Raw genomic sequence first — 25538 nt, forward strand, 5'->3', positions numbered from 1 at the left:
TGTGAAACAATCCTGCTTCCACTGGCTTTCCGCTAAACTCCTCCAGTAGTCTTTCCAGAGTCAGGGTCTGGTCCCATTCCCCAGGCCAAGCAAGGGGCGAAACCGAAGTCGCATCGTCATGATCAGGGATAGAGCTTTCCACCACCGGGATGCCGTTACGCGCACGCCTTGCCCCAACCACGGCCAAACCGGTTGCCCGTTGTCTGACCGCCGAGTTGTCATTGTGCTATGAGGACCGAACGCCGCCGCCGGCCCCTGGCGCTCCGCGCCCTGCTCTCCGGACTGCCCCTGGTGCTGGCTGTTACCGTCAACGCTCAGGCACGGGCGGCGGACAAAGAGCCGGTGCTGACCATCAAGGGCGATCTGCATGATGAGGTGCGCGACAATGTGCGCGTGCTGGTGGGTCTGGACGATGCCGCCTGCCAGCCGGGCCCCGGCCAGAAGGCGTTGATTCTGCGCCAGGTTCGCAACCGGTCAGAAGAAGCGATGCAGGCCCTGGGGTATTACCAGCCGGACATCGTGCCGCAATGGCAGGACGCCACCGACGACGCCTGCTTCGGCGTTACACTCACCGTCACCCCCGGGCCTCACACCACGGTGGAAACCCTGTCGATCACTTTCAATGGCGAGGCGCAGCAGGATCCCGCCTTTCAGAACGCCATCGACAAGGCCAGCCTGTCCCCCGGCGATCCATTGCGCCATGACCGCTACGAGGCACTGAAACGGCGGCTGCAGCAATTGCTGATTGATCGCGGCTACGCCGAGGGCAGCCTGTCCACCCATCGCCTGGAAGTGGACCGCGCCCGGCATCGGGCCAAGGTGGTCATGGTGGTGGACAGCGGCCCGCGCTACAGCGTGGGTGAGGTCACCATCAACGAGGTCCCGCTGGACTCGCGCCTGGTCAACGCCTACCTGCGTTTCGCCAGCGGCGAGCCATTCAATAACGAGCGTTTGCTGGCAACCCAGCAGGCTTATATGGGCACCAGTTATTTCAGCGCCGCACGGTTGGAGCGCAGCCAGGTCAACGCCGACAGCAAAACCATCGATGTCGGTATCAATCTGACCGTGCGCAACCGCTGGGCGCTGCTCACCGGTGTCGGGGTCAGCACCGATACCGGCCCGCGACTGCGATTGGGGATCGAGAATCGGCGCGTCAACAGCGCCGGTCATCGCGCCCGGGCGGAAACCGAACTGTCCGACCTGCGTCAGGGGATCGGCGCCAGCTATCAGATCCCCATGCGCGATCCCAATACCGAACGGCTGGATCTGCACACCCGCTACCTGAACGAAATCACCGACACCCGCGAAAGCGAAACCCTCAGCACCGGGGTCGACTACATTCGTGAGTTACCGTCGAAGTGGGTGGTCACCACCTCGCTGGAATACCTGCAAGAGAACTTCGACGTAGCCGACCAGGCCGAGCACATTGAACTGATCATGCCCGGCATCCAGCTCAGCCGCGTCCACGCCGATGATCCGATCTACCCGCGCTGGGGCTGGCGGCTGGGGGTCAAGGTGCGCGGCGCCCATGAGTCGATGGCGTCGTCGTCCAGCTTCGTACAGGCGGACAGCTGGGCCAAGTTGGTCCTGCCGCTGGGCAAGGGCCGCATCCTGACCCGTGCCGAGGTGGGTTACACCGAGATCGACAACGTCCGCAACCTGCCCGCCTCGTTGCGGTTTTTCGCCGGTGGTGACTCCAGCGTACGCGGCTTCGCCTACGAATCCCTGGGGCCCACCAATGATGATGACGAGATCATCGGTGGTCGCCACCTGCTGGTGACCAGTGTCGAATACGATCACCCGATCAGCCGGCAATGGAGCCTGGCGGTGTTCTCCGACGCCGGCAACGCCTTTAATGACTTCAACGACTACGACGTGGAACGCAGCGCCGGCTTCGGCGCGCGCTGGCGCTCGCCGCTGGGACCGATCCGTCTGGACCTGGCCCGCGGCCTCGGCGGCGGCGACACCTGGCGGTTGCACCTGAGCATGGGGCCGGACCTGTGAAGCGCTGGCGCTGGTTAAGAATGGCTCTTCTGGTTGTGATCCTGCTGCCGCTGTTGTTGATCGCCGGCGTCTACGGGCTGCTTGCTTCCCGCGCCGGAAATCTGTGGGTGCTGGAACGGGTCAAACCGGTATTGCCCGGCGAACTCACTATTGAGGACTGGCAAGGTAACCTGCTCGGCGGCGCGCAAGTGGCGCATTTGCAGTACCGCCAGGATGAGCTGGTGGTGGACCTTCACCAGTTGCGCCTCTCGCTGGTGCCGCTGGAGGCGCTGCGCGGCTGGCTGTACCTGGGCGAACTGCATGCCGACCGGGTGCGGGTGTATGTGCCGCCATCGCCGCCGGATCAGGCACCGGATAACACACCGTTCACCCTGCCCGAAAGCATTGCCCTGCCCCTGGGTGTGCGCATCGATACCTTCTCGCTGAACGAGCTGATTCTGGAAGGCGCCACCGACCTGCAACTGCAAGATCTGGAAGGGCAGCAGTGGGCCGCCTGGCAACGCCTGAACCTGCCCCGAATCGCGCTCACCGTGGCCGACACCCGTCTGGACGCCAGCCTCTCCGGTAACCTGCACGCGCCCTTTCCGGCCCAGGGCGATCTGCTCTGGCGCCGCCCCGCCGCGGGAGACGAGGTCACGCCGCAACTGGGTGGCCGCCTGATTTTTCGTGGCGACCTGAACAAACTGAACATCAGCCACGACCTCAGCGCGCCGCTGACGTTGAGCAGTAACGGCAGCCTCGCCTGGCGGGACCAGACCCTGAGTCTGGATCTGATCCATGAATGGCCGGCCCAGGCGCTACCCGTGGACACTCCGGTACCAGTGCAACTGGGCGCCGGCAAACTGACCACCGTGGGCACCCTCGACGCCCTCCACATCCAAGGCGATGCCGACCTGGAAGCGGACGGCCATCCGCTCACGCTGAATCTGGACGCCACCGCCAGCACCCAATCCCTGGCCTTGAAGCAGCTGCATCTGGAAGGCGCCGGCCAGCGCGTCAGCGCCACCGGCAGTCTGTCCTATCAGGACGGGCTGGCCTGGGACCTCAACGTTAACGGCGACGCCCTCAACCCGGCGCTGGTGGCACCGGACTGGCCCGGCAATCTGACCCTGCGAGCCCAAAGCAAAGGGCATTGGCGTGATGACGATTGGCGCGTCAGCGTCGAACCCTTGTCACTCACCGGCACCCTGCAAAAGAAACCGGTGGCGCTGACCGGCAAGGCCAGCCAGCCCGCCGGCGGCGATCTGAGCCTGACGCTGAATGGCCGCTGGGGCCGGGACCGGATCACCGCCGAAGGCAAGGTGGGGGAACAGTTGGCGCTGGCGGGAACCGCCGCGGTGGCGGATTTGTCAGCGTGGCAGGGTCAGGCCCGCGGCGCCCTCGATCTGCGCTGGCGGCTGGCCGGCACGCTGGAAAACCCGCTGCTCAGCGGTGAACTGGGCGGCCAGCAACTGGCCTGGGAGGATTGGCGCCTGCCCCGTCTCGATGCCCGCTTCAACAACCTCACGCCCGGCAACGGCCAGCAAAGCCTGACCATGACCCTGGGCCCGGTGAGTCAGGGCGCGGACCAGCGCCTGGAGCAATTGACGCTGGCGGTTCAGGGCACCCGTTCGAATCACCGGGTGACACTCGCCGCCCACCAGGATGCCGCCGAGATGGAACTCGCTCTGCAGGCGGCGCTAAGTCAGGACTGGCGCTGGCACGGCCGGGTCGAACAGTGGCGGCTCGGTGAACCACGTGCCGGCCACTGGGCGCTGGATACGCCGACGCCCTTCAGCGTCAGCGCCGCCCGGCAGCAATTGGAAACACTGTGCCTGCAGCGCCAAAGTGGCGAGGGCCGTCTTTGCCTAGGCGGTGAGCATGGCGACGGTGGCCGCTTCAACGCCGAAGCCTGGCTCGCCCGCTTGCCGCTGACGCTGTTGAATCCCTGGCTCGGCGATCAACTCAGCCTGGCCGGAGAGGTCAACCTGGACAGCCGTTTCTCCGGCACCCTGGCCGCCGCCAACGGGGAATGGACCCTGAGCGCCGACCACACCCGGCTGACCGTACGCGATGTGGGACAGGACCATGTCTTCGACCTGGATACCGCCCGTCTCGACGGCACCCTCGAACAAGGGCATCTGGCCAGCCAACTGGCCCTGGTGGTGGCCGGACACGGCTCCCTGGACGCGGAGCTGAATACTCGCCTGAGCGCGGCGGCGCCGATTGACGGCCGGCTGCGTCTGGATATTCCCAAACTCGATGACTTCGCCGCCTTGATCCCGCAAATCGGCGAGTTGAACGGCGCCGTCCGTGGCCAATTGAACCTCAGTGGCACGCAGGACACGCCACGGCTAAACGGCCAGATCGATCTCACCGGCGGCCGCGCCAGTGTGCCGGAACTGGGGATCGCCATGGAGGAGATCACCTTTACCGCCGCCGGCGATGCCGCCGGGCTGCGCCTGGATGGGCGCGCCCGGTTCGGCGAAGGCACCCTCACCCTGGACGGCGAGTGGCGTCCGCAGGTATCGCCGCTGGCGGTCACGCTCAACATCGACGGCGAACGCCTGCAGGTGGCCAACCGCCCGGATGCCAAGGTCTGGGTCAGTCCGGCCCTGCGACTCCAGGGCAACGGCCAGGACCTTACCCTGGACGGTACCCTGACCGTGCCCGAGGCCCACCTGGAACCCCGCGAGCTACCGGAGAGCGCGGTGTCGGTCAGCGCCGACCAGGTGATTATCGACGCCGAAACCGAGGACCGCGCGCCGCTGCCCTTCGCCATGTCGGTGGACGTGGTGTTGGGCGACAAGGTCAGCTTCGAGGGCTTCGGCCTCACCGCCACCCTGGGCGGCGATCTGCGAGTGAGTCAGCAGGTGGATCAGCCGGCCCAGCTCAACGGCAACCTGACCATCAAGGAGGGCCGTTACCGCGCCTACGGCCAGAATCTGGCCATCGACAACGGCCGTCTGATGTTCCAGGGACCGCCGGAGAATCCGGGTCTGGATATCCTCGCCATCCGCAAGATTCCCAGTGAAAACCTGGTGGTGGGGGTACGTCTCAGCGGCACCCTGCAGCAGCCGAAAGCGCTGATCTTTTCCAATCCGACCCTGGAGGAGAGCGAGGCGATGTCCTACCTGCTCACCGGCCGCGGGCTCAGCAACGCCAATCAAAGCGATGCCGCCATGGTGGCCCAGGCACTGGCGATCTACGGCCTGCAGGGCAGTGGCGTGACACGCAAGCTCAGTGAAACCCTCGGTCTGGATGAAGTCACTATCGGCAGCGACTGGGGTGGCGCCGAGGACGCCGCGCTGATGCTCGGCAAACAAATCTCCGAGCGCCTGTACCTGACCTACGCCGTGGGTATCTTCGATGCCATCTCCACGGTGATGCTGCGCTACACCCTGACCCGGCAACTGCACCTGGAAGCCCAGTCCAGCAGCAAGAACCAGGCCCTCGATCTGATCTGGGAGAAGGAGTTCAGGTAGGCGCCGGCAGTGCGTAGATGCCGGTGACATGGGCCACCATGTCATCGCTGTCGACGCTGTAGAGACGCACTTCCAGTACCGCCGAGCGCCGTCCCAGCCGGATGATCTCGGCGTCGGCAATCATGTCCACCGGCGCCGGCTTGCTGAGAAAGTTGATATTCAGGTTTTGCGTCACCGCCATTTCCAGCGCCCCGAGCCGGCCCAGAATCACCGCGTACATGGCGGAATCCGCCAGCCCCATCATGGTCGGGCCGGAAATGGTGCCGCCGGGGCGGATCATGGACGGCTGGAACGGGTAACGCACCCGCGCCCGGTTCCCTTCCACCCACTCCACCTGCAAAGCGGTATCGGCCGCCGAAGGCAAGCCGTTGTACATGATGGTCTGTACTTCCTGCGCGCTCAGCACGGTTGTTTTCCTTCTTTCTTCAGTAGGCGATTGGCAGATGAATAGAGGGGTAGATAGTGCCAGAGGCCCGCTTTGACGGGAAGCGTACCGGTGTCAGCGCCGGGCCGACTATGTAGAATAGCCCACTTAACGCTTCGGCACCGTCAATCGCCTTTCATTGGATCCGGATTCGTACAAATTATGCGTACCTCCCGTTATTTGCTTGCCACCGTCAAGGAAACCCCCGCCGACGCGGTGGTCATCAGTCACCAGTTGATGCTGCGCGCGGGCATAATCCGCAAGCTGGCGTCCGGCCTCTACACCTGGCTGCCCAGCGGCCTGCGCGTGCTGCGCAAGGTGGAACGGATCGTGCGCGAGGAAATGGAACGGGCCGGCGCCCAGGAAGTACTGATGCCGGTGGTGCAGCCGATCGAGCTGTGGCAGGAATCCGGCCGCGACAGCGCCTACGGCCCCGAATTGCTGCGCATCACCGACCGCCACGACAACGGCTTCTGCCTGGGCCCCACTCATGAGGAAGTGATCACCGATCTGGCGCGCAACGAAATTCACAGCTACAAACAGCTGCCGCTCAACTTCTATCAGATCCAGACCAAATTCCGCGACGAGATCCGCCCGCGCTTCGGCGTCATGCGCTCGCGGGAGTTCACCATGAAGGACGCCTACTCCTTCCACCTGAACATGGAATCGCTGGCCGAGACCTATCAGCACATGCACCGCGCCTACTGCGCGATCTTCGATCGCCTGGGGCTGGACTACCGCCCGGTGGAAGCGGACACCGGCTCCATCGGCGGCGCCGCCAGCCATGAGTTCCATGTCCTGGCGGCCTCCGGCGAGGACGACATCGCGTTCTCCGACATCTCCGACTACGCCGCCAACGTGGAACTGGCCGAAGCGCTGGCCCCCGCCGGCGAGCGGCCGGCTCCCGGCGCTGAAATGACATTGGTGGACACCCCTGACGCCAAAACCATCGAGCAACTGGTGGCGCAATTCGACCTGCCCATCGAGAAGACCGTGAAGACCCTGGTGGTGAAAGGGTCGGAAGGCGGGCTGGTGGCCCTGCTGGTCCGTGGCGACCATGAGCTGAACGATGTCAAAGCGGAAAAACTAGAGGCGGTGGCGGCGCCGCTGGCCTTCGCCGAGGAAGCGGAAATCCGCGCCGCCATCGGCGCCGGTCCCGGCTCCCTGGGTCCGGTGAATCTGCCCATTCCCTGCATCGTCGACCGCACCGTGGCGAAGATGAGCGACTTCGGCGCCGGCGCCAACCAGGACGGCAAGCACTATTTCAATATCAACTGGGAGCGCGATGTGGCGCTGCCGGAAGTGGCCGACCTGCGTAATGTGGTGACCGGCGACCCGAGCCCGGATGGCCAGGGGACCCTGGTGATCAAACGCGGCATCGAAGTGGGTCACATCTTCCAGCTCGGCACCAAATATTCCGAAGCGCTCAACGCCACTGTGCTGGACGAAAACGGCAAGGCGGTGACCATGCCGATGGGTTGCTACGGCATCGGCGTCAGCCGCATCGTGGCCGCCGCCATTGAGCAGAATCACGACGAGCGTGGCATCATCTGGCCCGAGGCCATCGCCCCGTTCCAGGTGGTATTGATGCCGCTCAACCCGAAGAAGAGCCCGCGCGAAAAAGACACCGCCGAGCAGCTCTACCAGACCCTCACCGAAGCCGGCATTGAGGTACTTTACGACGACCGCGAGAAAGAACGGGTGGGCGTGAAATTCAGCGACTCCGAACTGCTCGGCATTCCCCACCGTATCCTGGTGGCGGAAAAAGGACTGGACCGCGGGGTACTGGAATACAAACGCCGGGGTGCCGAGGACAACGAGGACCTGCCGCTGGATCAGGTGGTGGACGTGCTCAAGGAAAAGCTGGCCGGGCGTTGACCGCGCCTAGCCCCCTTCGCGCCGCCGCGCCAGCAGCTGGGTCATGGCGGCGTCGCCCGTGGCGGTGAGCCGCCAGCAACCCGCCCCGGCACCTCTCTCATCGTGACGGATCAACCCCAACGCCCGTAACTGCACCTTGATCTGCTGCAGCACCGGCTCCGCCAGCGTCACATTGCGCACCGCGTGGGCCTCCGGGAAACGGGGTTTCAATTCCTCCAGCGCCCGCCGCGCCAGCGCCTGTTCCAGCGTCTTGCGCAACACCGCCTCACTGGCGCCTTCCAGCATCTTCGGCGCCAGCGAACCGAATACCGCGTCCCATTGCCAACGACTGCGCCCCCGCGCCAACTTGCAGGCGCCGCCCTGATACACCGCGCAACTGTATTCCAGTTCCACCGGATCGCCGCCACGGGCCAGCGCCGCCGGCCGTTGATCCGTCAGCCAGCGTTCGCGCTCCGCTTCCAGGGCCGCCAGCCGCCGGCGCAGAACCGCGTCCTCGGTACCGCCGGCGGTGCCGGGCCGGACCCAGCCCGCCGCCGGATGGGTTCGCAGCCAATCCGGCAACACCCGCGCCAACCGATCCACCAGATCCGCCGGCTCGCGCCAGGTATGGCAACGGGTCTTGCCCTGCAGCAGACGGGCGAAATCGTCACGCCGCACGGCCCCCTCACGGGACCCTTCCCGGGCCACTTCCGGCAACAGCGACGGCGCTTCGTGAATGAACGCCAGCACCGGCTTGCGCTTGGTGGCGGCATAGACGAACTCACGGTGCATCTGGCTCAGCCCCAGCGGTGACAGAGCGCCGTAAAGCCCGCCCAGAACCAACACCACATAGTCACTGTCGTCGATCAGACGCTGCGCCAGCGGCATGTGATCGGCGCCGTCATCCAACGCCGTCATCCCCAAAGGCATCAGCGCCTGATTCAACAGCGGCGCCAGCACCTTCTGGCGCACCCCCAGTGGATCCGGATACCCGGTGCTGAGAAAAACCGGATGGCGTTTTTCCATCAGCGTGTTTCCTTGCGACCCCATCGCTTTCCCTGTGCCCCCTGACAATATCGCCCCTCAACCCCTGCCACCCCACGGCTGTAAGCAGCCCGTTTGTGCCCACGCGCGCTCATTCGCTGCTAAAGCAACCTCCCACAGCGACTTCGTAACCCGGAGAGTGATTCGAAGCGAACGGTTTCAGAGTTCGTGGAGAGCCGGCAAAAGGCCCCGACCCCCACCGTACCTCCTGGTATCGGCGACCCTAGCACCGATTAAAGCCCCTGCGCGAACACCCGACAAGGAACCTCTCCACAACAGCAGGCCCACGACAGTCATGGCGGGACACACCGGCCGGTTCGTGCTAGCCTGCCGGACACCGTCCATCACTAACTGTGCCGATCATGCGAACCATCGCCTTTTATAATCTGAAAGGAGGGGTGGGCAAGACCACCACGGCCATCAATGTGGCCTGGCACGCGGCCCGCTGGAAACACCGTACCCTGCTCTGGGACCTGGACCCGCAGGGCGCCGCCAGTTTCTATCTCGGTGTCGACGATGGCGCCGGCTACAAGGCGGGCGCGGTGCTCAAGGGCAAGCAGCCCATGGGCAACCTGAAGCGGGAAACCCGCTGGCCGCTGCTGGAAGCCATTCCCTCTGACCTCAGCCTGCGCAATGCCGACCTGAAACTGGCGGAGACCGGGCGCGGCCAACTGCGACAGTTGGTGGCACCGTTCGGCGAAAGCTACGAGTTAATGCTGCTGGATTGCCCGCCCACCCTGAGCCCGGTGGCCGAGAGTATTTTCTCCGCCGCCGACTACCTGGTGGTGCCGGTGATCCCGACGCACCTTTCCCTGCGCGCGCTGGAACAGGTGCGCGATTGGCTGGACAGCAAGAAGCTCAAGAACCTGGAGCTGATCCCGTTCTACAACATGGTGGACCGGCGCCGGGCCCTGCATCTGGATTTGCTGGTGAAGCGGCCGCCGATCATGCGTAACGGCCTGCAGACCTGGATCCCCTACTCCACCCATGTGGAGCAGATGGGCGATCACCGCGCACCGGTGGCGGAATTCGCCCCGCACACTCCGGCCGCCCACGCCTACCGGGCGCTGTGGTTCGAACTGCTGGATCGCATCAAGCTCTGAGCGGGGAGCAAAGCAGCCTCCCACGGAAGGGGCTGCGAAGCTACTGTAAGAGCTTGCCTTGCAAGCGAATTCCCCAACGCTGGGGGACCTGGTTGGTCAGCAGGGCTAGCTCCTGCGGCGGCGTCAAACAAAGCCAGGTGGCAAATCGAACCGGACGGTTGCAGAGCTCGTGGAGGGCCGGCGGGCAGCGTTCCAGGACCGTGCTTCTCCCACGTCCTGAAACGCTGCCCGCCGGCCCTCCTTACCTGGCAAAGAACTCCCCCCAACCCACATCTGACTTCATGTCTCCAATGTCGGCCTATTCGTTCCAGGGATCGGCCCGTTGCAGGATCGTATCCAGATCCAGACCACGCGGCAGGGTGCCGTAGTTGCGATCACCGTGCTCACCCAGACGGGAGGCGATGAAAGCCTCCGCCACGGCGCTGTTGCCAGCGGCCACCAACTGACTGGCCTGCATGGTCAGCGACAGACGGTCGACGATGTCGCGGGCACGGTATTCCGCATCCGCCATATCGGAGAACTCACCTTTCAACGCGGTCACGGCCTGGTCCAGACGACTGTCGGCGCCGGCCGCCCGGCCCAGTTCCGTGAACCACACGTCCAGTACTTTGGGCGTCTTCGCCAGAGCGCGCAGCATATCCAGCGCCTGCACATTACCGGACCCTTCCCAGATCGCGTTGATCGGCGCTTCCCGGTACAAACGCGCCATCATGAACTCCTCGATGGCGCCGTTGCCGCCCAGACATTCCATGGCCTCGTAGGCATGGAACGGGGTGCGCTTGCAGATCCAGTACTTACCCGCCGGCAGCCCCAACCGCAACAGCAGCTGTTCATGTTCGTTGTCGCTGTCCAACGCGGTGTTGTCCAGCGCCTCCCCCATGCGCATGGCGATGGCCAGGGAGCCTTCCACTTCCAATTGCAGGTCGGCGAGTACGTTGCGCATCAGCGGCTGGTCAATCAGCGTTTTGCCGAACGCGGCCCGGCCGCTGGCGTGATTGACCGCCTGCGCCACCGCCTGACGCTGCCCCGCCGAAGAGCCGATCATGCAGTCGAAGCGGGTCATCGCCACCATCTCAATGATCGCCGGCACGCCGCGCCCTTCCTCGCCAACCATCCAGCCCAGGGCTCCGCGCAGCTCGATCTCGGAGGAGGCGTTGGAGACGTTCCCCACCTTGTTTTTCAGGCGCTGCACCTGAATCGGGTTCTTGCTGCCGTCCGGCCGCCAGCGCGGCACCAGAAAACAGCTCAGGCCGTCGTCCGTCTGCGCCAGTACCAGGAAGGCGTCGCACATGGGCGCGGAGGTGAACCACTTATGGCCAATCAGTTCGTAGGCCTCGCCGGGGCCGCCAGCGCCGATCGCATAAGCGCGCGTGGTATTGGCACGCACATCGGAACCGCCCTGCTTCTCGGTCATGCCCATGCCGATGGTCAGGGATTGCTTTTCATAGTGCGGCACATTGCGCGGGTCATAACCGTTGTTGAGGATCTTCGGCAGCCATTCCTCCGCCAGGGACGGGGTCAGCCGGATCGAGGGCACCGCCGCGAAGGTCATGGTCAGCGGGCAGCCATGGCCCGCTTCCGCCTGGGCCTGCAGGTAGCTGCGCGCCGCCCGGGCCACATGGGCGCCGGGCTTGGGATCGGTCCAGGGCGCGGAATGGATGCCGCTCTCCAGCCCTAACGCCATCAGGTTGTGATAGGCCGGGTGATATTTCACCTCATCCACCCGGTAACCGTGACGGTCATGAGAGAAGAATTGCGGTTTGTTTTCGTTGGCCAGAAAGCCCCACTCGATCACCTCGGCACTGCCGGTCCTGGCACCGTGGGCGGACAATGCCGGTTCCGCCCAGCCCGCCCCGTGGCGGCGCACCGCTTCACGCAGGGCATTGTCGGTGTCATAGGCGTTGTAATCCTGCAGATCGCCGGACTGGTTGAACACCTCATGGGTGTCGGCCAGGGCTTCCACATTCAAAGCATCGTGTTGAGCATTCATGATTGACCTCCAGCGCCAACGGCGCCTGTGGTGGTGTTTTGTTGTGGTTGTCTCGATTGCGATGGCGTGGCGCCCACCGCCCGCAGGCAGAAGGCCACCATCTGATCCGGCAGGGCGGCATCCGCCAGCGGCGCCGCCAGTGGCCCCACCAGAGCTTCGGCCACCGCCCCCACCAGCGCCGCGGCGCTGGGAGCGGTGGCCTGGGGCGGCAGCTCGCCACTGGCCACGCCGTGATCCAATACATCCCGATACAGCGCCGCATAGGTGGCCCGATAATGCAGACGCTCGGCATCCACCTCCGGCTCCACCGGTTCGGCGATCAGCGCCCAGGCCAGCTTGGGCGCCGCCATGGCACGGCCGGCGAACACCCGCAACGCCTGCTCCAGACGGGCGCCGGCGCCGCCCGGCCCGGACAGTGCCCGCGCCACGGCGTCCACTTCCCGCTCGGTGGCGACACGGAACACTTCCGCCGCCAGGGTCGCCTTGTTGTCGAAATAGCGATACAGCGTGCCGACGCCAACGCCGGCGCGTTCCGCCACCGCCTGCATGGTCATGGCGGCGAAGCCCCCTTCCCGCACCAGCCTCTCGGCGGTCTGCAGCAAATTCTCCCGCTGCGCCGCCTTACGCGCCCGCACCTGAGCGGTTTCCCGGTATGCCATGATCGGAATCCTGATTCCTACTTTTAAAGAATTGAATCATGGTTCCGGGTTTGAGGCAAGGGAGGGGGTGGGGTGGGGGAACACGCCCTCTCTCGATACCATTCAGATTGTTATAGTAGAGTTAAGAAAAGCAGACGGGTCGGACATCACCACAACCATGAAACGCATCCTTTTGGTCCTTGCCTCGATCCTGTTGCTGATCCCGATCACTGTGGTTCTTGCCCTTACCATCACCCGTGATGTGCCCGGGGGGACCTACTTCCCTCAGCCCATCAACTCCAAGTTTGACTCCTATGCCGAGGTCACCTGGGCCGAGGTTGACCGCCTGTTGCCGGTAATGCGGCTCTATGGGCCGGACGGGACCAAACTGCGCAGCTATTTGATGGTGCCGTTCAAAAAAGAGGCCCTCCCGCTGCGTGGTCATGGCAAGGAGTATGTTGCCGAGACGGACGGCTCGGTTCGCTTTATTCAGGAAGAAGGCTTATTCGGTAATAGCTATCCGGACATCAAGGACGAGAGTGACCTCGATGCGCTGAAAGAGCGAAGCAAGGACAACCTCGCTACCGACATAAACGGTATCCAGGCACTGAAACTCGTCCCGGTCGAGCCAGACAACCCCGAACTCCTGCGCATCCAGGCCGAGTGGCGGGACGCGCGAAACCGGACGCAAGAAGTATTCCAGCAGCTCGCCCAGGCCAAGGTGACGCCAACATGGCAGACCTCCCACGAGGGCATGCTGTCGTTGAAGCTGCCAGAGAATTATGTTCTCAGGTATCCCGAAGCGGCGTCCGATGCCATCGCGTTCAAGGTTTGGCAGCGGCGTGGAACCGATGTCAAAGCCCACCAAATGACCCTCTTTGCCACCACCAACGAAGATAAATACCAACGACGGAAAGTGGCAAAAAACTTTTTCTCCATTCACCCCGATCACCAAAACCTCGGACACGACATCCACATCGCCCGAGAGGCAAACGGCTACTATTTTATTCAGGCCGAACGCGATATTGGCGACACTTATATCCATGCCAGGGCGGAAACACCCGATACTCAGGTAGCCAGTGATTTTATCGGGATCATCAAACAGCTGGGGACGGAAGATCTCTCCATGCAGTTGCTTTCAGGCGAGTATATCCCCTCCATGGACTCCACTATGACGCCAAAAGACTATGCGGAATTCGTGGGCTTTCTCGGGCAGCGGCTGGACCCTTTCTTCAATCCCGACGCCGATTTATTTCACGGAAGATCAAACCGTATGACGTCGCCGGATCATCCATGGAGGCTTGACTTTTTTTCCTTCGATCAAGAGGGGGCGGCGTCCATACAGATCTTTCTTCTACGTTGGGAAAGCGCCAATCCACCGGCTCTCCAGGACATCTGGCCCCATGCCCCCGCCGAAGAAGAATATGGCAAGACGGTGGCGACGGCCGGCCCGGCCTTGAAACTGCGCATCAACCCGCGGCGGAGCACTTGCAACAGCCGTTACCATTTGCCCATCACCCGGATAAACGAACATCAGGAATTGAGCTTGCTGTTCGATGTCAACTCCAACAGCCTGCCGGAGTGCCAGGAAGCGGCGGCCTGGTTCAAACAACTTGATCTGGCGGCCTTGAAAAAGGCGATTCCCGCGATCAACAACGAAACCGCTTGGCGACCCTTTTTTCAGAACGCCGCCCTCAAAAAGCCGTGACAGCCCATCCCAGCAACGCCATACCCACGACCAACCAGAGCAACGGCACTTTTCCCGACCGTAATAACAAAAAACCCACCACCACCATCGCCAAGTCTCCTCCACCGGCCACCGCCGAGCGAAAAACCGGGTCGTAGAGGGCGGCCAGCAGCAGTCCCACCACGGCGGCGTTGACGCCGGCGATCGCGCCGGCCATGGCCGGGCGGCCGGCCAGACCGCGCCAGGCGTCGGCCAGTGCCCATACCAACAGAAAGCCGGGCAGGAAAATCGCCACCGTGGCCAAAGCCGCGCCGGACCAGGGCGCCGCTGGCATCAGCAGCGCGCCCAGATAGGCGGCCAGGGAAAACATCGGGCCGGGTACCGCCTGGGCGGCGGCGTAGCCGGTCAGAAAGGCGTCGGTACCGACGCGGTCACCGACGAAGCCCTGCAGCAACGGCAACACCACATGGCCGCCGCCGAACACCAGGGCGCCGGCACTGTAGAAGTCCCGCAGCAGCCACAGGCCTCCAACCAGCGTGAACAACAGCCAGAACCCGACGAACAGCGCCAGCGGGCGCACCCTGATGGCGCCGCTTTCCAGCACCGACTCCACGGTACGCTTGAGCCGGCCGGCGCCGATCGCCGCCGCCAGCAGCAAGGCCAGCAGTTGCGTGACGATGCCCGGCCACCACCACAGCGACACCGCCGTGGCCAGTGCCAGTCCCCGGGTCAGGGTATCGGGACAAAAGCGGCGTCCCATGTTCCAGACCGCGTCGGCCACCACCACCACGGCCAGCCATTTCAGCCCCCGCACCACACCATCCAACCCGTCGCCGGCCCACTGGGCGGCGAACAGGGCCACCAATACCATGATCACGAACGACGGCAGGGTAAAACCGAGGAACGCCGCCACCGCCCCGGCCAGCCCGGCGTGATGGCGGCCGATGGCGAACCCCAACTGGCTGGAGGCCGGACCGGGGAGAAACTGGGTCAACGCCAGCAGACGGGCGAACTCGTCCTCGTCCAGCCAGCCCAGGGAGGTGACGAAACGGCGGTGGAAATACCCCACATGCGCCGCCGGACCACCGAAGCTGATCCAGCCCAACAGAAAAAATTCACGAAAAACCCGCCATGCCTGCATTGTCGTTTTGTTCCCCGTCACGGTTTTGTCACAGTCGCGCCGGATTGTGCGCGGCGCACATGTCACGCGGATGTCACCGCGTCCACGGACAGGTATACTGCCGCCATGCAACGCGATCCCCTTTCGATTCTCCAGCACGTATTCGGCTACCACGAGTTCCGTAACCAGCAGGCCGCCATTATCGACACCCTGGTCAGCGGTGGCGATGCCCTGGTATTGATGCCCACCGGCGGCGGCAAATCCCTGTGTTACCAGATCCCCGCCCTGGCGCGGGAAGGCGTCGGCGTGGTGGTCAGCCCATTGATCGCGCTGATGCAGGATCAAGTGGACGCGCTCAATGCTCTCGGGGTCAGCGCCGGTTTCCTCAATTCCACTCTGGACGCCGGCCGCGCCCGGGAACTGGAACAACAGGTCCGCGACGGCACTCTCGACCTGCTCTACGTGGCGCCGGAACGGCTGACCCAGGCACGCACTCTGGAACTGCTGCACCAGTCGCCGCTGGCGTTGTTCGCCATCGACGAGGCGCATTGCGTGTCGCAGTGGGGCCATGATTTCCGCAGCGACTATCTGCAACTGTCCCTGCTGCACCGGGAGTTCCCCCAGGTGCCACGCATCGCGCTCACCGCCACCGCCGATCCGCGCACTCGCCAGGAAATCGCCGAGCGGCTCGATCTCGGTGGTGCCCGCCACTTCGTTTCCAGCTTCGACCGGCCCAATATCCAGTACCGGATCGAACGCAAGGACAGCGCCCGCCAGCAGTTGCTAAGGCTGATCCGCAACGAACACGCCGGCGACGCCGGCATCGTTTATTGCCTGTCCCGCAATAAAGTGGACCAGACCGCCGACTGGCTCAACCAGCAGGGCATTGCCGCCCTGCCCTACCACGCCGGTCTCGGCGGCGAGATGCGCGCTCGCCACCAGCAGCGTTTCCTGCGCGAGGATGGCCTGGTGATGGTGGCCACGGTGGCGTTCGGCATGGGCATCGACAAACCGGACGTGCGTTTCGTCGCCCACCTGGATCTGCCCAAAAGCATTGAGGCCTATTACCAGGAAACCGGCCGCGCCGGCCGTGATGGCGCCCCCGCCACCGCCTGGATGGCCTATGGCCTGGAAGACGCCATCCGTCACAAGCAGATGCTGGCGCAATCGGAAGGCAACGAACAGTTCAAGCGTCACGAGCATCAGCGGCTGGAGGCCATGCTCGGTCTCTGTGAAGTGACCCAGTGCCGGCGCCAGGCGCTGCTGAATTATTTTGGCGAAACCCTGGAGCAACCCTGCGGCAACTGCGATACCTGCCTGAATCCGCCGCAGACATTCGACGCCACCGAGGTGGCGCGCAAGGCGCTCAGCTGCGTTTACCGCACCGGCCAGCGCTTCGGCGTCAACCATCTGGTCGATGTGCTCACCGGCAATCGCAGCGACAAGGTGGCCTCCGCCGGCCACGACCATGTCTCCACCTGGAACATCGGCGGCGAGCTTTCCGCCAATCAGTGGCGGGCCATTTACCGGCAACTGGTGGCACTGGGCCTGCTCGCCGTGGATGCCGCCGGCTATGGCGCGCTGCAACTCACCGAGACCTGCCGTCCGTATTTACGCGGTGAACGATCGCTGCAACTGCGCAAGGACGTGGCCCGTGCCCAGACCCGCTCCCGCCGTGCCGAGCGGGTTCCGGTGACGGACGCCGAGCGCCCGCTTTGGGAAGCCCTGCGCGCCTGCCGCAAGCAACTGGCCGAAGAAGCCGGCGTGCCGCCCTATGTGATCTTCCACGACGCCACCCTGCTCGACATGATGGCGATTCACCCGACCTCTCTGCGCGACATAGCCAGTGTCAGCGGGGTCGGCGACCGCAAGCTGGAAGCCTACGGCGACGCTTTCCTGGAAGTGTTCCACCGCTACGCCTCGTGACGGTCCGCCTTAACGGACTATCCGGTTAAGCACGGGCGATCATCAAACCGTCATTTCAATGACGCCAAATCATCACATCCTTTATCCAGCATAGGCAGCGCTTCGGGAGTCCGCTCCCGACCCGGGTTCCACACCCAGCCTCCGTCTCCACGGAGAAGCGCGAAGCAAGGCGCGTGATGGGGTGCACCCGGGCATACCAATACCTATCTGGGGGTTCACATCATGCGATTCACGGCACTACCGCTGTACGCGGTGCTGCTCGGCGGCCTGTTGTCCGCCTGCGGCGGTTCTTCGTCCTCGTCCGATTCCGGCACGCCACCCACCGATCCCGGCGACGGCGGCGAAACACCCACACCCACGCCCACACCGGTTTCCACCCTGCGCATTGGCTTGTTACCCGATACCCAGGGCGGTGGCGATAACGTTTCCATGCATCCGATGAAAGCGGTGCTCGACAAAGAGCAGGAACTGGGCGTGGACATCGTGATCCCGGTGGGCGACCTCACCGACCACGGCACCACCCGCGAGTTCGAGCAATGGACCTCGGTGGCGGAAAGCTACCGCGACGCCGGCATTGAGTTCCTGCCACTGATGGGCAACCACGAAGACAGCTACGCCTACTCGGTGGAATGGATCGAGAACATGAAGCACTACATCCCCGAGGATGCGGTGCACATGGCCGGCGCCCAGTACCTGAACTACTACGTGATCCGCGACAACGTGATGATCATCCTGCTCAAGTACTACAACCTGCCGATCGCCTTTGAATGGATCAAGCAGGAAGTGGCCGCCAACGAAGGCAAATTCGACCATCTGGTGATCGCCAGCCACGACGGCCTGATCGGTGCCAAATACGGCGAAACCCGCGAGATGATCGTCGAGGGCACCAAAGGCGATAATGCCCTGATGGACATGTGGGACGACATCCGTGCCTTCTTCGCCCGCTATGACGTGCTCTGGGTACAGGGCCACGAACACATGTATCAGCGCTCCGTGGTCACCGCGCCGATCTGGGTCGACCCGTCATCCTGGACCACCGCCGACGGCAATTACCGCCTGCCGCAGTACACCCAGATCATGTCCGGCAACGCCTCCTATAAAGGCTATGAATTCCGCTACGGCGAGCGCGAGCTGGTGCAGCGCATCGTGCAGCAGAAGATGAACACTCGCAGCAACGGCTCCCCGGCCTATGACGCCAACGCCTCGGTGCTCACCTTCCAGGGCGACCGGGTCGACTATGAGTCCTGGTACGTCGAACACACCATCGGCAGCAACGAAGACGGCGTCAAAGAACTGGCCGACCCGCAATGGAAACTGATGGACCGCTTCTCACGCACCAAGAACCGCTGCGAGCGGCTGGTCTACCCCAACTCCATCCCCGAGGGCACCCGCCCGGTGATGTACCTGGACGCCAGCTACATCAGCAACGACTGCACCGGCGACGACGGCAGCGTGGCGCGCATGGTGGCCGGCACCAACAACACCTTTAACCGGGTCGAAAGCCGTACCCGCGACATGGGCGTGACCCCTGGCTTCAGTCGTGCCGAAACCGTCACCGACCTGATGCGCCTGGGCTACCAGTTCCTGTTCCAGTATCACCAGAACTGGACTCCCAATCTCAATGGTAACAACCGTCTGGTGCCGCTCAACGAATCCGAAGTGGAGATTCCCGAAACCACCATTGATCTGAAAGAGCTGGTGACCATGAGCTGGCAGCAGGGCAACGGGGAAACCGCCTCGGACATCCTGATCGTCAGCGGCACCCAGAACCAGACCGGCACCTACTCCAGCGCCTACGGTGCGGTGAAGGACATCGAAAGCATGGTCGGCCTGCCCGGCAGCCAGCCCGACGGCACCGCCAAGCAGCCCCACACCCTGCCGGCCACCGCCAGCAAGGATTGGGATCTGGCCACCGCCGTGTCCGACACCTACGCCATCACCTTCGACACCGCCGAGGGCCTGGACGCCACCAGCCATATCCTGGGCTGGCGCACCGCCGACGGCTGGCAACCCATCGCCAGCAGCGATTGCGTGGTGCAACAACCGTTCGACGGCGCCTTCGTGAATACCCCGCCAACCCGCCCCGAGGCCTGCGCCGACGCCCCCCTGGTGGGCTTCGACGCGGATCACGGCCGGCGCTGGTGGGCGGTACTGCAGCAGGACGCCGAGTTGGCTTTGCTTCAACGCTGAACTGGCTATATCGGCCGGTTCGTCTTTGCAGAGGGGGAGCGTTGCCGGTCAGGGCGTTGAACCTTTCGGTTGGCTGTGACCGAGGGTCTTGCGTGTTCCCCCGGGGGAACACGCAAGACCCACCTCCGGAGCACCCTGACCGGCAACACTCCTCCCTAGAAAGACATCCCCTGCTGGAAAGGAAAAACTTCCCCCTATCCGCGATAAACCCAACAAAACCCTCGTACACCCCCCGCCAATCAGGTACCCTTCCCCGCCTCTCACCCTCCTGAACCTCTAAAGACTCCCTCTATGGATTTCGCTTCCCTCGGATTGATCGATCCCCTTTTGCGTGCCGTGGCCGAACAGGGTTACGACCGTCCCTCGCCGATTCAGGCCCAGGCCATTCCCGCGGTTCTGGGTGGCAGTGATGTGATGGCCGCCGCCCAGACCGGCACCGGCAAGACCGCCGGCTTCACCCTGCCGCTGCTGCAACGGCTGGAGCCAGGCAAGCCGGCAGCCAGCCGCCAGGTGCGCGCGCTGGTGCTGACGCCCACCCGTGAGCTGGCCGCCCAGGTCGGCGAAAGCGTGGCCGAGTACGGCAAATATTTGCCAGCGCTGCGCTCCGCCGTGGTGTTCGGCGGCGTCAACATCAACCCGCAGATCAACCGTCTGCGCGGCGGTGTGGATGTGCTGGTGGCCACCCCCGGACGGTTGCTGGACCTGTATCAGCAAAAGGCGATGTCCTTCGATCAACTGGAAATCCTGGTACTGGATGAAGCGGACCGGATGCTCGACATGGGCTTCATCCACGACATCCGCAAGGTGCTGCGGCTGCTGCCGAAGCAGCGGCAGACGCTGATGTTCTCCGCCACCTTTTCCAATGAGATCCGGACGCTGGCGAAAACCCTGGTGCGCAGCCCCAAGGAAATCGACATCAGCCCGCGCAACAGCACCGCCGAGCGGGTGCGTCAATGGGTGGTGACCGTGGACAAACGGCACAAGGCGGCACTGCTCACCCATCTGATCGGCGAGCAGCAATGGTTCCAGGTGCTGGTGTTCACCCGTACCAAACACGGCGCCAACCGCCTGGCCAAACAGTTGGAAAGTGCCGGCATCGAGGCCGTCGCGATCCATGGCAACAAGAGCCAGAACGCCCGTACCCGCGCCCTGGCCGGATTCAAAAGCGGTGACGTGCGCGCCCTGGTGGCCACCGACATCGCCGCCCGTGGTCTGGATATCGACCAGTTGCCGCAGGTGGTGAACTTCGACCTGCCCAACGTGGCCGAGGACTACGTGCACCGGATCGGCCGTACCGGCCGCGCCGGCGCCGACGGCGAAGCGGTGTCCCTGGTCAGCGGCGAGGACCAGAAACTGCTCAAGGGCATCGAGCGGCTGATCAAGCAGCCCATCGAACGCCGCCAGGTGGACAACTTCGAGCCGCCGGCGGTGGCCGATATCCCTGATGAGAGGGAGCCGCGTTCCCGTCCCAATGGTTCCCGCTCCGGCTCTCGCTCTGGCCCCCGTTCCGACAGTGCCTCTCCCAACAAGGGCGGCCAGCGTCGCTCCGCGCCCCGCGGCGCCGACGGCAAACCGGCGCCACGCCGGCGCCGCCGCAGTGGCGGTGGTGGTGGCCAACGCAGCGGCAACGGCGGCAATCGCGCCAGCCGCGGCTGATCGAACCCACGCTCGCGGCGCCTTGCCCCGCCGCGAGCGACTCCTCACCATCCACTATCCGGTCTAATTGTTCCTCTACTGTTCAAAAATCATGAACAGTGATATCGAATTTCTCCTGATTATTCGCTCTGCACACAGGCGTATGGTGTCCCGGTTTCCCGCATAAACCGATCAAGGAGAACCTGCATGTCCGCTCCCCATCACAACGTTGCCATCGTCACCGGCGCCTCCCGCGGTATCGGTGCCGCCATTGCCGAACGTCTGGCCGCCGATGGCCATGCCGTGGTGATCAACTACGCCGCCAGCGCCCCGGCGGCGGAAGCCCTGGCGGCGAAAATCGAGCAGGCCGGCGGCACCGCCCTGCCGGTCAAGGCCGATGTCAGTGACCCGGAGGCGGTGGCGCGCCTGTTTGATGCCACCGAAACGGCGTTCGGTGGCGTCGACGTGCTGATCAACAACGCCGGTATTCTCAAGCTGGCGTCACTGGCCGACGGCGACGACGAGCTGGTGGACAGCCAGATCGCCATCAATCTCAAGGGCACACTGAATACGTTGCGCCAGGCATCGCGGCGCCTGCGCGAGGGTGGTCGCATCGTCAATTTCTCCACCAGCGTGGTGGGCCTGAAGCTGGAAAACTACGGCGTTTACGCCGCCACCAAAGCGGCGGTGGAAACGCTGACCGGCATTCTCGCCAAGGAACTGCGCGGTCGTGACATCACCGTCAATGCGGTGGCCCCGGGCCCCACCGCCACCGATCTGTTCCTGGATGGCAAATCGGAGGAGCTGGTGGAACGGCTGGCGAAACTCAGCCCCATGGAACGGCTCGGCACGCCAAGGGATATCGCCGGCACCGTGGCGTTCCTGGTCGGCGCCGATGGCGGCTGGGTCAACGGCCAGGTCCTGCGCGCCAATGGTGGCGTGATCTAGATCCAACACGGCGGGCAACCGCGGCTCGTGAGCCGCTCCCACGACCAATCCGGGGTTACCGGAAGGTCTCTATACCCTCGTCCCATAATTCGCTGACACGCTTACACGCAACACGCTGGCACGCTAACCGCCCGGCATGCCAGCCGGTTTTCGAGACATGAATTCCGGTCGGATGCGCGGTTCGTGGGCACTGCTGCCCGATCCATTTTGGCGGATTGGGCGCCGGGCTCAATTCGCGTGTGTATACACGCTTCCCACAAGAGGGCTACAGGGTCGCTGTGGGAGCGGCCTGGGCCGCGAATGGAGCGTGTTAGCGTGCCGGCGTGTTGCGTGCCAGCGATGCTTTCACGTCCAGCCCGCCCAAAAAGCCGACCATCGTCTACTGGCATCCCGACAGCTCCGGTGCTTGGATAACAGCACGGCGTGCCGACGTCGCCTCCGCGCGCCACAAAACAACAAACGGCAAGGAATCGGAAATGAGCTATCGGAATGCCTTTCAGCAGGCCCGCCAACAACCGGAAGTCTTCTGGGCCGAACAGGCCCGCAACGTGGCCTGGTACCAGCCGCCCACGCGCATCCTTGAAACCCTGGACGACGGTACTCACCGCTGGTTCGGCGATGGCCGCCTGAACACCTGCCATCTGGCTCTGGACCATCAGGTGGAGCAGGGCCGGGGTGAGCAGGATGCGCTGATCTTCGATTCCCCGGTCACCGGCATCCGCCAACGTTTCACCTACAATCAGCTGTTGGCGCGGGTGGCGGAGCTGGCCGGTGCGCTCACCCGTCTTGGTGTCGGCGCCGGCGATGGTGTGGTGATCTATATGCCGATGGTGCCGGAAGCGGCCATGGCCATGCTCGCCTGCGCCCGCATTGGCGCGGTGCATTCGGTGGTATTCGGCGGTTTCGCCGCCAACGAACTGGCGGTGCGCATCGACGACGCCCAACCCAAGGTGATCCTGACCGCCTCCTGCGGCATCGAGATCGATCGCGTGATCGAATATCCGCCGCTGGTTCACGGCGCGCTGCAACAGTGCCGACACCCGGTGGATCAGGTACTGGTGCTGCAGCGGGAAAACGCGCCGGCGGACCTGGCCCGCTTCGGATTTCTGGATTGGGAGGAGACCGTCACCGGCAGCGAACCGGCACCGCCAGTGGCGCTCAACGCCACCGATCCGCTCTATATCATGTACACCTCCGGTACCACCGGTAAGCCCAAGGGCATCGTCCGCGACCACGGCGGCCATGCCGTCGCGCTGCTCTACGCACTGCGCAATGTCTATGGCATGGAAGCCGGGGAAATCTGGTGGGGCTGCTCCGACGTGGGCTGGGTGGTGGGCCACTCGTTCATCGTCTACGCGCCGCTGCTGGGCGGCTGCACCACGGTGATGTTCGAAGGCAAGCCGGTGAAGACGCCGGACGCCGGCGCCTACTGGCGTCTGGTGGAAGAGTACGGCATCAACGGTCTGTTCGCCGCGCCCACCGCGTTCCGCGCCATGCGCAAGGAAGATCCCGAAGGCCGGTTGTTCCAGCGCTACCGGATCGACACGCTCAAGCACCTGTTCGTCGCCGGCGAGAAGCTGGATACCCCCACTTACCAATGGCTCAGCGATCTCACCGGGCGGCCGGTGTACGACCACTGGTGGCAGACCGAGACCGGCTGGCCGGTGACCGCCCCCTGCGCCGGCCTGGGCGAACGGGAAGTGCGCAACGGCTCCACCAACCGGGCGGTACCCGGCTATCTGGTGGAAGTGCTCGGCGAGGACGGCCAGCCGCTGCCGCCCAACCAGGAAGGCGATATCGTGCTGCGCCTGCCGTTGCCGCCGGGCTGCGCGCAAACGCTTTGGAACGATCATCCGCGCTATCTGGAAAGCTATTTGCGCACCTATCCCGGCTATTACCACACCGGCGATGGCGGTTACCTGGACGAAGACGGTTTCGTGCACATCATGGGCCGCACCGATGACGTCATCAACGTGGCCGGTCACCGGCTTTCCACCGGGATCATGGAGGAGCACATCGCCACCCATTCGGCGGTGGCGGAATCGGCGGTGGTGGGCCGCCACGATGAACTGCGGGGGGAAGTGCCGCTGGGTCTGGTGGTACTCAAGGACGGCGTGGCGCAATCGTCGCAACAGGTGGAACAGGAACTGATCGCCCTGATCCGCCACCAGGTGGGCGCCGTGGCCTGCTTCCGCCGTGCGCTGATCGTGCCACGGCTGCCGAAAACCCGCTCCGGCAAGACCTTGCGCGCCGCTTTGCGTAAGATGGTCAACGGTAAGGATTTCCCCCTGCCGCCCACCATCGACGACCCGGCCATTCTCAACGAGATCAGTGATGTGCTGATCCGTGAGGGCGAAGTCGCGCGACCCGGGCAGGTTCTATGATCAGGAGAGAATGATGACAACACTGACCCTGAGCAGTGACGAACTGGTACGGCGGGCCAAGGCCCGCATCGAATCCCTGACGGCGGAGGACGCGGTGGCGCTGCTTGATGACCCCGGCACCCGCTTCGTTGATCTGCGCGACGTGCGCGAGCTGCAGCGCGAAGGCACCGTGCCCGGCGCCCTGCACTGCCCGCGCGGCATGCTGGAGTTCTGGGTCGACCCGGATTCCCCCTATCACAAGGAGGCTTTCGATACCGGCCAGCGTTTCGTCCTGTTTTGCGCCCTGGGCCATCGTTCCGCCCTGGCCACCCAGCAGTTGGTGGAGATGGGCTTTGGCCCGGTGTGTGACATCGAAGGCGGCTTCAAGGCCTGGCGCGAAGCCGGCGGCGCGGTGGACAAGAAAGACTGAATCCGGCGCTCACTTGAGCGGACCGCACACCCGTTCGAATCCCGCCACCACGAACGGGATCATGCGGTCGTAGGCGGTCTGAAAGTCGTCGGAGCGGCACAGGCCGCCGGACATGACGTTGATACGGCCGGTGTTGGCGAACGTCAGTGACATGGCACCGGACATGAAGTGGTAGCACCAATACAGATCGGCGCGCTCCGCCCGTGGCAGGGCCGCCGCCAACGCCTCCACGAACGCTTCCATGGGGCCATCGAAATGGCGGCTCATCAGTACCGGTCCCCACACCGGCGAGGTGTTCACGTAGGCCAGCAGCGCGCAATAGTTACGCCACCCCTGATCCTCGCTTTCCTGGGCCATTTCCAGTGGCCGCAGATACGCCTCGATGATTTTTTCCAGCGGTATCGGATCGCATTCGGCACGGGCCGAAGCCAGTGCCGCCAGGCGGTCTTCGTTGAGAATGCGCGCGCGGCGCTGAAATACGGTATCGAACAGCTTCTGCTTGGCGCCGAAGTAATAGCCGATCAGGGCCAGATCGACATCGGCTTCGCCGGCCACCGCCCGTAACGTGACGGCGTCATAACCGTGGTAGGCGAACAGACGCTCGGCGGCGTCCAGAATCAGCGTGTCGCGGTTGCCCCCGCCATCGCGGGAACGCGGCCGGCCCACGGCTTTCTTCCTGGCCGGGGATTTCGCGGACTTGGGGGGCTTGGTCGTC

General features: G+C 64.2%; 17 protein-coding genes. 11 read left to right on the forward strand and 6 right to left on the reverse strand.

What is annotated here, in order from left to right:
• Positions 1 to 228: 228 nt before the first annotated feature.
• Both B5T_RS16020 and B5T_RS16025 read left to right on the forward strand, forming a co-directional pair.
• On the forward strand, positions 229 to 2004 hold the full coding sequence (locus B5T_RS16020) for an autotransporter assembly complex protein TamA (RefSeq protein ID WP_014995569.1): 1776 nt from the start codon (positions 229 to 231) through the stop codon (positions 2002 to 2004).
• A 20-nt stretch (positions 2005 to 2024) separates the two neighbouring features.
• Positions 2025 to 5468, forward strand: coding sequence for a translocation/assembly module TamB domain-containing protein (locus B5T_RS16025; protein ID WP_014995570.1), 3444 nt, complete (start codon positions 2025 to 2027; stop codon positions 5466 to 5468).
• Here the strand turns inward: B5T_RS16025 and B5T_RS16030 are convergent.
• Positions 5461 to 5874 (reverse strand): PaaI family thioesterase, encoded by a 414-nt coding sequence (locus B5T_RS16030; RefSeq protein WP_014995571.1) that lies wholly within the window; start codon positions 5872 to 5874, stop codon positions 5461 to 5463. The two genes, B5T_RS16025 and B5T_RS16030, sit on opposite strands and share 8 nt — an antisense overlap.
• Before the next feature lie 180 nt (positions 5875 to 6054).
• Between B5T_RS16030 and B5T_RS16035 the strand changes: the two genes are divergently transcribed.
• Positions 6055 to 7770 (forward strand): proline--tRNA ligase, encoded by a 1716-nt coding sequence (locus tag B5T_RS16035; protein WP_014995572.1) that lies wholly within the window; start codon positions 6055 to 6057, stop codon positions 7768 to 7770.
• A 6-nt stretch (positions 7771 to 7776) separates the two neighbouring features.
• Here the strand turns inward: B5T_RS16035 and B5T_RS16040 are convergent, their stop codons facing one another.
• Complete coding sequence (locus B5T_RS16040) at positions 7777 to 8775, reverse strand: DUF4062 domain-containing protein (RefSeq protein WP_014995573.1); 999 nt, start codon at positions 8773 to 8775, stop codon at positions 7777 to 7779.
• Between the two features lie 380 nt (positions 8776 to 9155).
• Between B5T_RS16040 and B5T_RS16045 the strand changes: the two genes are divergently transcribed.
• Positions 9156 to 9896: a ParA family protein gene (locus B5T_RS16045; RefSeq protein WP_041717084.1), complete on the forward strand. Its 741-nt coding sequence runs from the start codon at positions 9156 to 9158 to the stop codon at positions 9894 to 9896.
• A gap of 298 nt (positions 9897 to 10194) precedes the next feature.
• On the opposite strand, the gene B5T_RS16050 is transcribed toward B5T_RS16045, so the two are convergent.
• Together B5T_RS16050 and B5T_RS16055 are read right to left on the reverse strand one after the other, a co-directional pair.
• A complete protein-coding gene (locus B5T_RS16050; RefSeq protein ID WP_014995575.1) occupies positions 10195 to 11886 on the reverse strand; it encodes an acyl-CoA dehydrogenase family protein in 1692 nt (563 codons plus the stop codon).
• Positions 11883 to 12545 (reverse strand): TetR/AcrR family transcriptional regulator, encoded by a 663-nt coding sequence (locus B5T_RS16055; RefSeq protein ID WP_014995576.1) that lies wholly within the window; start codon positions 12543 to 12545, stop codon positions 11883 to 11885. Before B5T_RS16055 ends, B5T_RS16050 begins: the two co-directional genes overlap by 4 nt.
• Before the next feature lie 157 nt (positions 12546 to 12702).
• Here B5T_RS16055 and B5T_RS16060 point away from each other — a divergent pair, with 157 nt between their 5' ends.
• Positions 12703 to 14232, forward strand: a complete 1530-nt coding sequence (locus B5T_RS16060; RefSeq protein WP_014995577.1) for a hypothetical protein — start codon at positions 12703 to 12705, stop codon at positions 14230 to 14232.
• On the opposite strand, the gene chrA is transcribed toward B5T_RS16060, so the two are convergent.
• Positions 14219 to 15352, reverse strand: a complete 1134-nt coding sequence (chrA, locus tag B5T_RS16065) for a chromate efflux transporter (protein WP_014995578.1) — start codon at positions 15350 to 15352, stop codon at positions 14219 to 14221. The genes B5T_RS16060 and chrA overlap by 14 nt on opposite strands.
• A gap of 105 nt (positions 15353 to 15457) precedes the next feature.
• On the opposite strand from chrA, the gene recQ reads away from it, so the two are divergent.
• From recQ to B5T_RS16095, 6 genes are all read left to right on the forward strand, one after another.
• Positions 15458 to 17257 carry a DNA helicase RecQ gene (gene recQ / locus B5T_RS16070; RefSeq protein WP_014995579.1) on the forward strand — a complete coding sequence of 600 codons (1800 nt, stop codon included), beginning with the start codon at positions 15458 to 15460 and terminating at the stop codon, positions 17255 to 17257.
• 222 nt (positions 17258 to 17479) lie between these two features.
• Complete coding sequence (locus B5T_RS16075) at positions 17480 to 19447, forward strand: metallophosphoesterase family protein (RefSeq protein ID WP_014995580.1); 1968 nt, start codon at positions 17480 to 17482, stop codon at positions 19445 to 19447.
• Between the two features lie 291 nt (positions 19448 to 19738).
• Positions 19739 to 21103, forward strand: coding sequence for a DEAD/DEAH box helicase (locus B5T_RS16080; protein ID WP_014995581.1), 1365 nt, complete (start codon positions 19739 to 19741; stop codon positions 21101 to 21103).
• A 186-nt stretch (positions 21104 to 21289) separates the two neighbouring features.
• Positions 21290 to 22030: an SDR family oxidoreductase gene (locus B5T_RS16085; protein ID WP_014995582.1), complete on the forward strand. Its 741-nt coding sequence runs from the start codon at positions 21290 to 21292 to the stop codon at positions 22028 to 22030.
• A 476-nt stretch (positions 22031 to 22506) separates the two neighbouring features.
• Positions 22507 to 24414, forward strand: a complete 1908-nt coding sequence (locus B5T_RS16090) for an AMP-binding protein (protein WP_014995584.1) — start codon at positions 22507 to 22509, stop codon at positions 24412 to 24414.
• A 13-nt stretch (positions 24415 to 24427) separates the two neighbouring features.
• Positions 24428 to 24823, forward strand: a complete 396-nt coding sequence (locus B5T_RS16095; protein WP_202803013.1) for a rhodanese-like domain-containing protein — start codon at positions 24428 to 24430, stop codon at positions 24821 to 24823.
• A gap of 9 nt (positions 24824 to 24832) precedes the next feature.
• Here the strand turns inward: B5T_RS16095 and B5T_RS16100 are convergent, their stop codons facing one another.
• A complete protein-coding gene (locus B5T_RS16100; RefSeq protein WP_014995586.1) occupies positions 24833 to 25489 on the reverse strand; it encodes a TetR/AcrR family transcriptional regulator in 657 nt (218 codons plus the stop codon).
• Between the last annotated feature and the right edge of the window lie 49 nt (positions 25490 to 25538).

The sequence above is a fragment of the Alloalcanivorax dieselolei B5 genome (assembly GCF_000300005.1).
Classification (GTDB): Bacteria; Pseudomonadota; Gammaproteobacteria; order Pseudomonadales; family Alcanivoracaceae; genus Alloalcanivorax; species Alloalcanivorax dieselolei.

Excerpts from the sequence above, each read along its gene's own strand:
- B5T_RS16055 (WP_014995576.1), bottom strand. The coding sequence starts at position 12,545 with ATGGCATACCGGGAAACCGCTCAGGTGCGGGCGCGTAAGGCGGCGCAG.
- B5T_RS16040 (WP_014995573.1), bottom strand. The coding sequence starts at position 8,775 with ATGGAAAAACGCCATCCGGTTTTTCTCAGCACCGGGTATCCGGATCCA.
- B5T_RS16075 (WP_014995580.1), top strand. The coding sequence starts at position 17,480 with ATGCGATTCACGGCACTACCGCTGTACGCGGTGCTGCTCGGCGGCCTG.
- B5T_RS16035 (WP_014995572.1), top strand. The coding sequence starts at position 6,055 with ATGCGTACCTCCCGTTATTTGCTTGCCACCGTCAAGGAAACCCCCGCC.
- B5T_RS16080 (WP_014995581.1), top strand. The coding sequence starts at position 19,739 with ATGGATTTCGCTTCCCTCGGATTGATCGATCCCCTTTTGCGTGCCGTG.
- B5T_RS16045 (WP_041717084.1), top strand. The coding sequence starts at position 9,156 with ATGCGAACCATCGCCTTTTATAATCTGAAAGGAGGGGTGGGCAAGACC.
- B5T_RS16085 (WP_014995582.1), top strand. The coding sequence starts at position 21,290 with ATGTCCGCTCCCCATCACAACGTTGCCATCGTCACCGGCGCCTCCCGC.
- B5T_RS16025 (WP_014995570.1), top strand. The coding sequence starts at position 2,025 with ATGGCTCTTCTGGTTGTGATCCTGCTGCCGCTGTTGTTGATCGCCGGC.
- chrA (WP_014995578.1), bottom strand. The coding sequence starts at position 15,352 with ATGCAGGCATGGCGGGTTTTTCGTGAATTTTTTCTGTTGGGCTGGATC.
- B5T_RS16090 (WP_014995584.1), top strand. The coding sequence starts at position 22,507 with ATGAGCTATCGGAATGCCTTTCAGCAGGCCCGCCAACAACCGGAAGTC.
- recQ (WP_014995579.1), top strand. The coding sequence starts at position 15,458 with ATGCAACGCGATCCCCTTTCGATTCTCCAGCACGTATTCGGCTACCAC.
- B5T_RS16050 (WP_014995575.1), bottom strand. The coding sequence starts at position 11,886 with ATGAATGCTCAACACGATGCTTTGAATGTGGAAGCCCTGGCCGACACC.
- B5T_RS16060 (WP_014995577.1), top strand. The coding sequence starts at position 12,703 with ATGAAACGCATCCTTTTGGTCCTTGCCTCGATCCTGTTGCTGATCCCG.
- B5T_RS16020 (WP_014995569.1), top strand. The coding sequence starts at position 229 with ATGAGGACCGAACGCCGCCGCCGGCCCCTGGCGCTCCGCGCCCTGCTC.
- B5T_RS16095 (WP_202803013.1), top strand. The coding sequence starts at position 24,428 with ATGACAACACTGACCCTGAGCAGTGACGAACTGGTACGGCGGGCCAAG.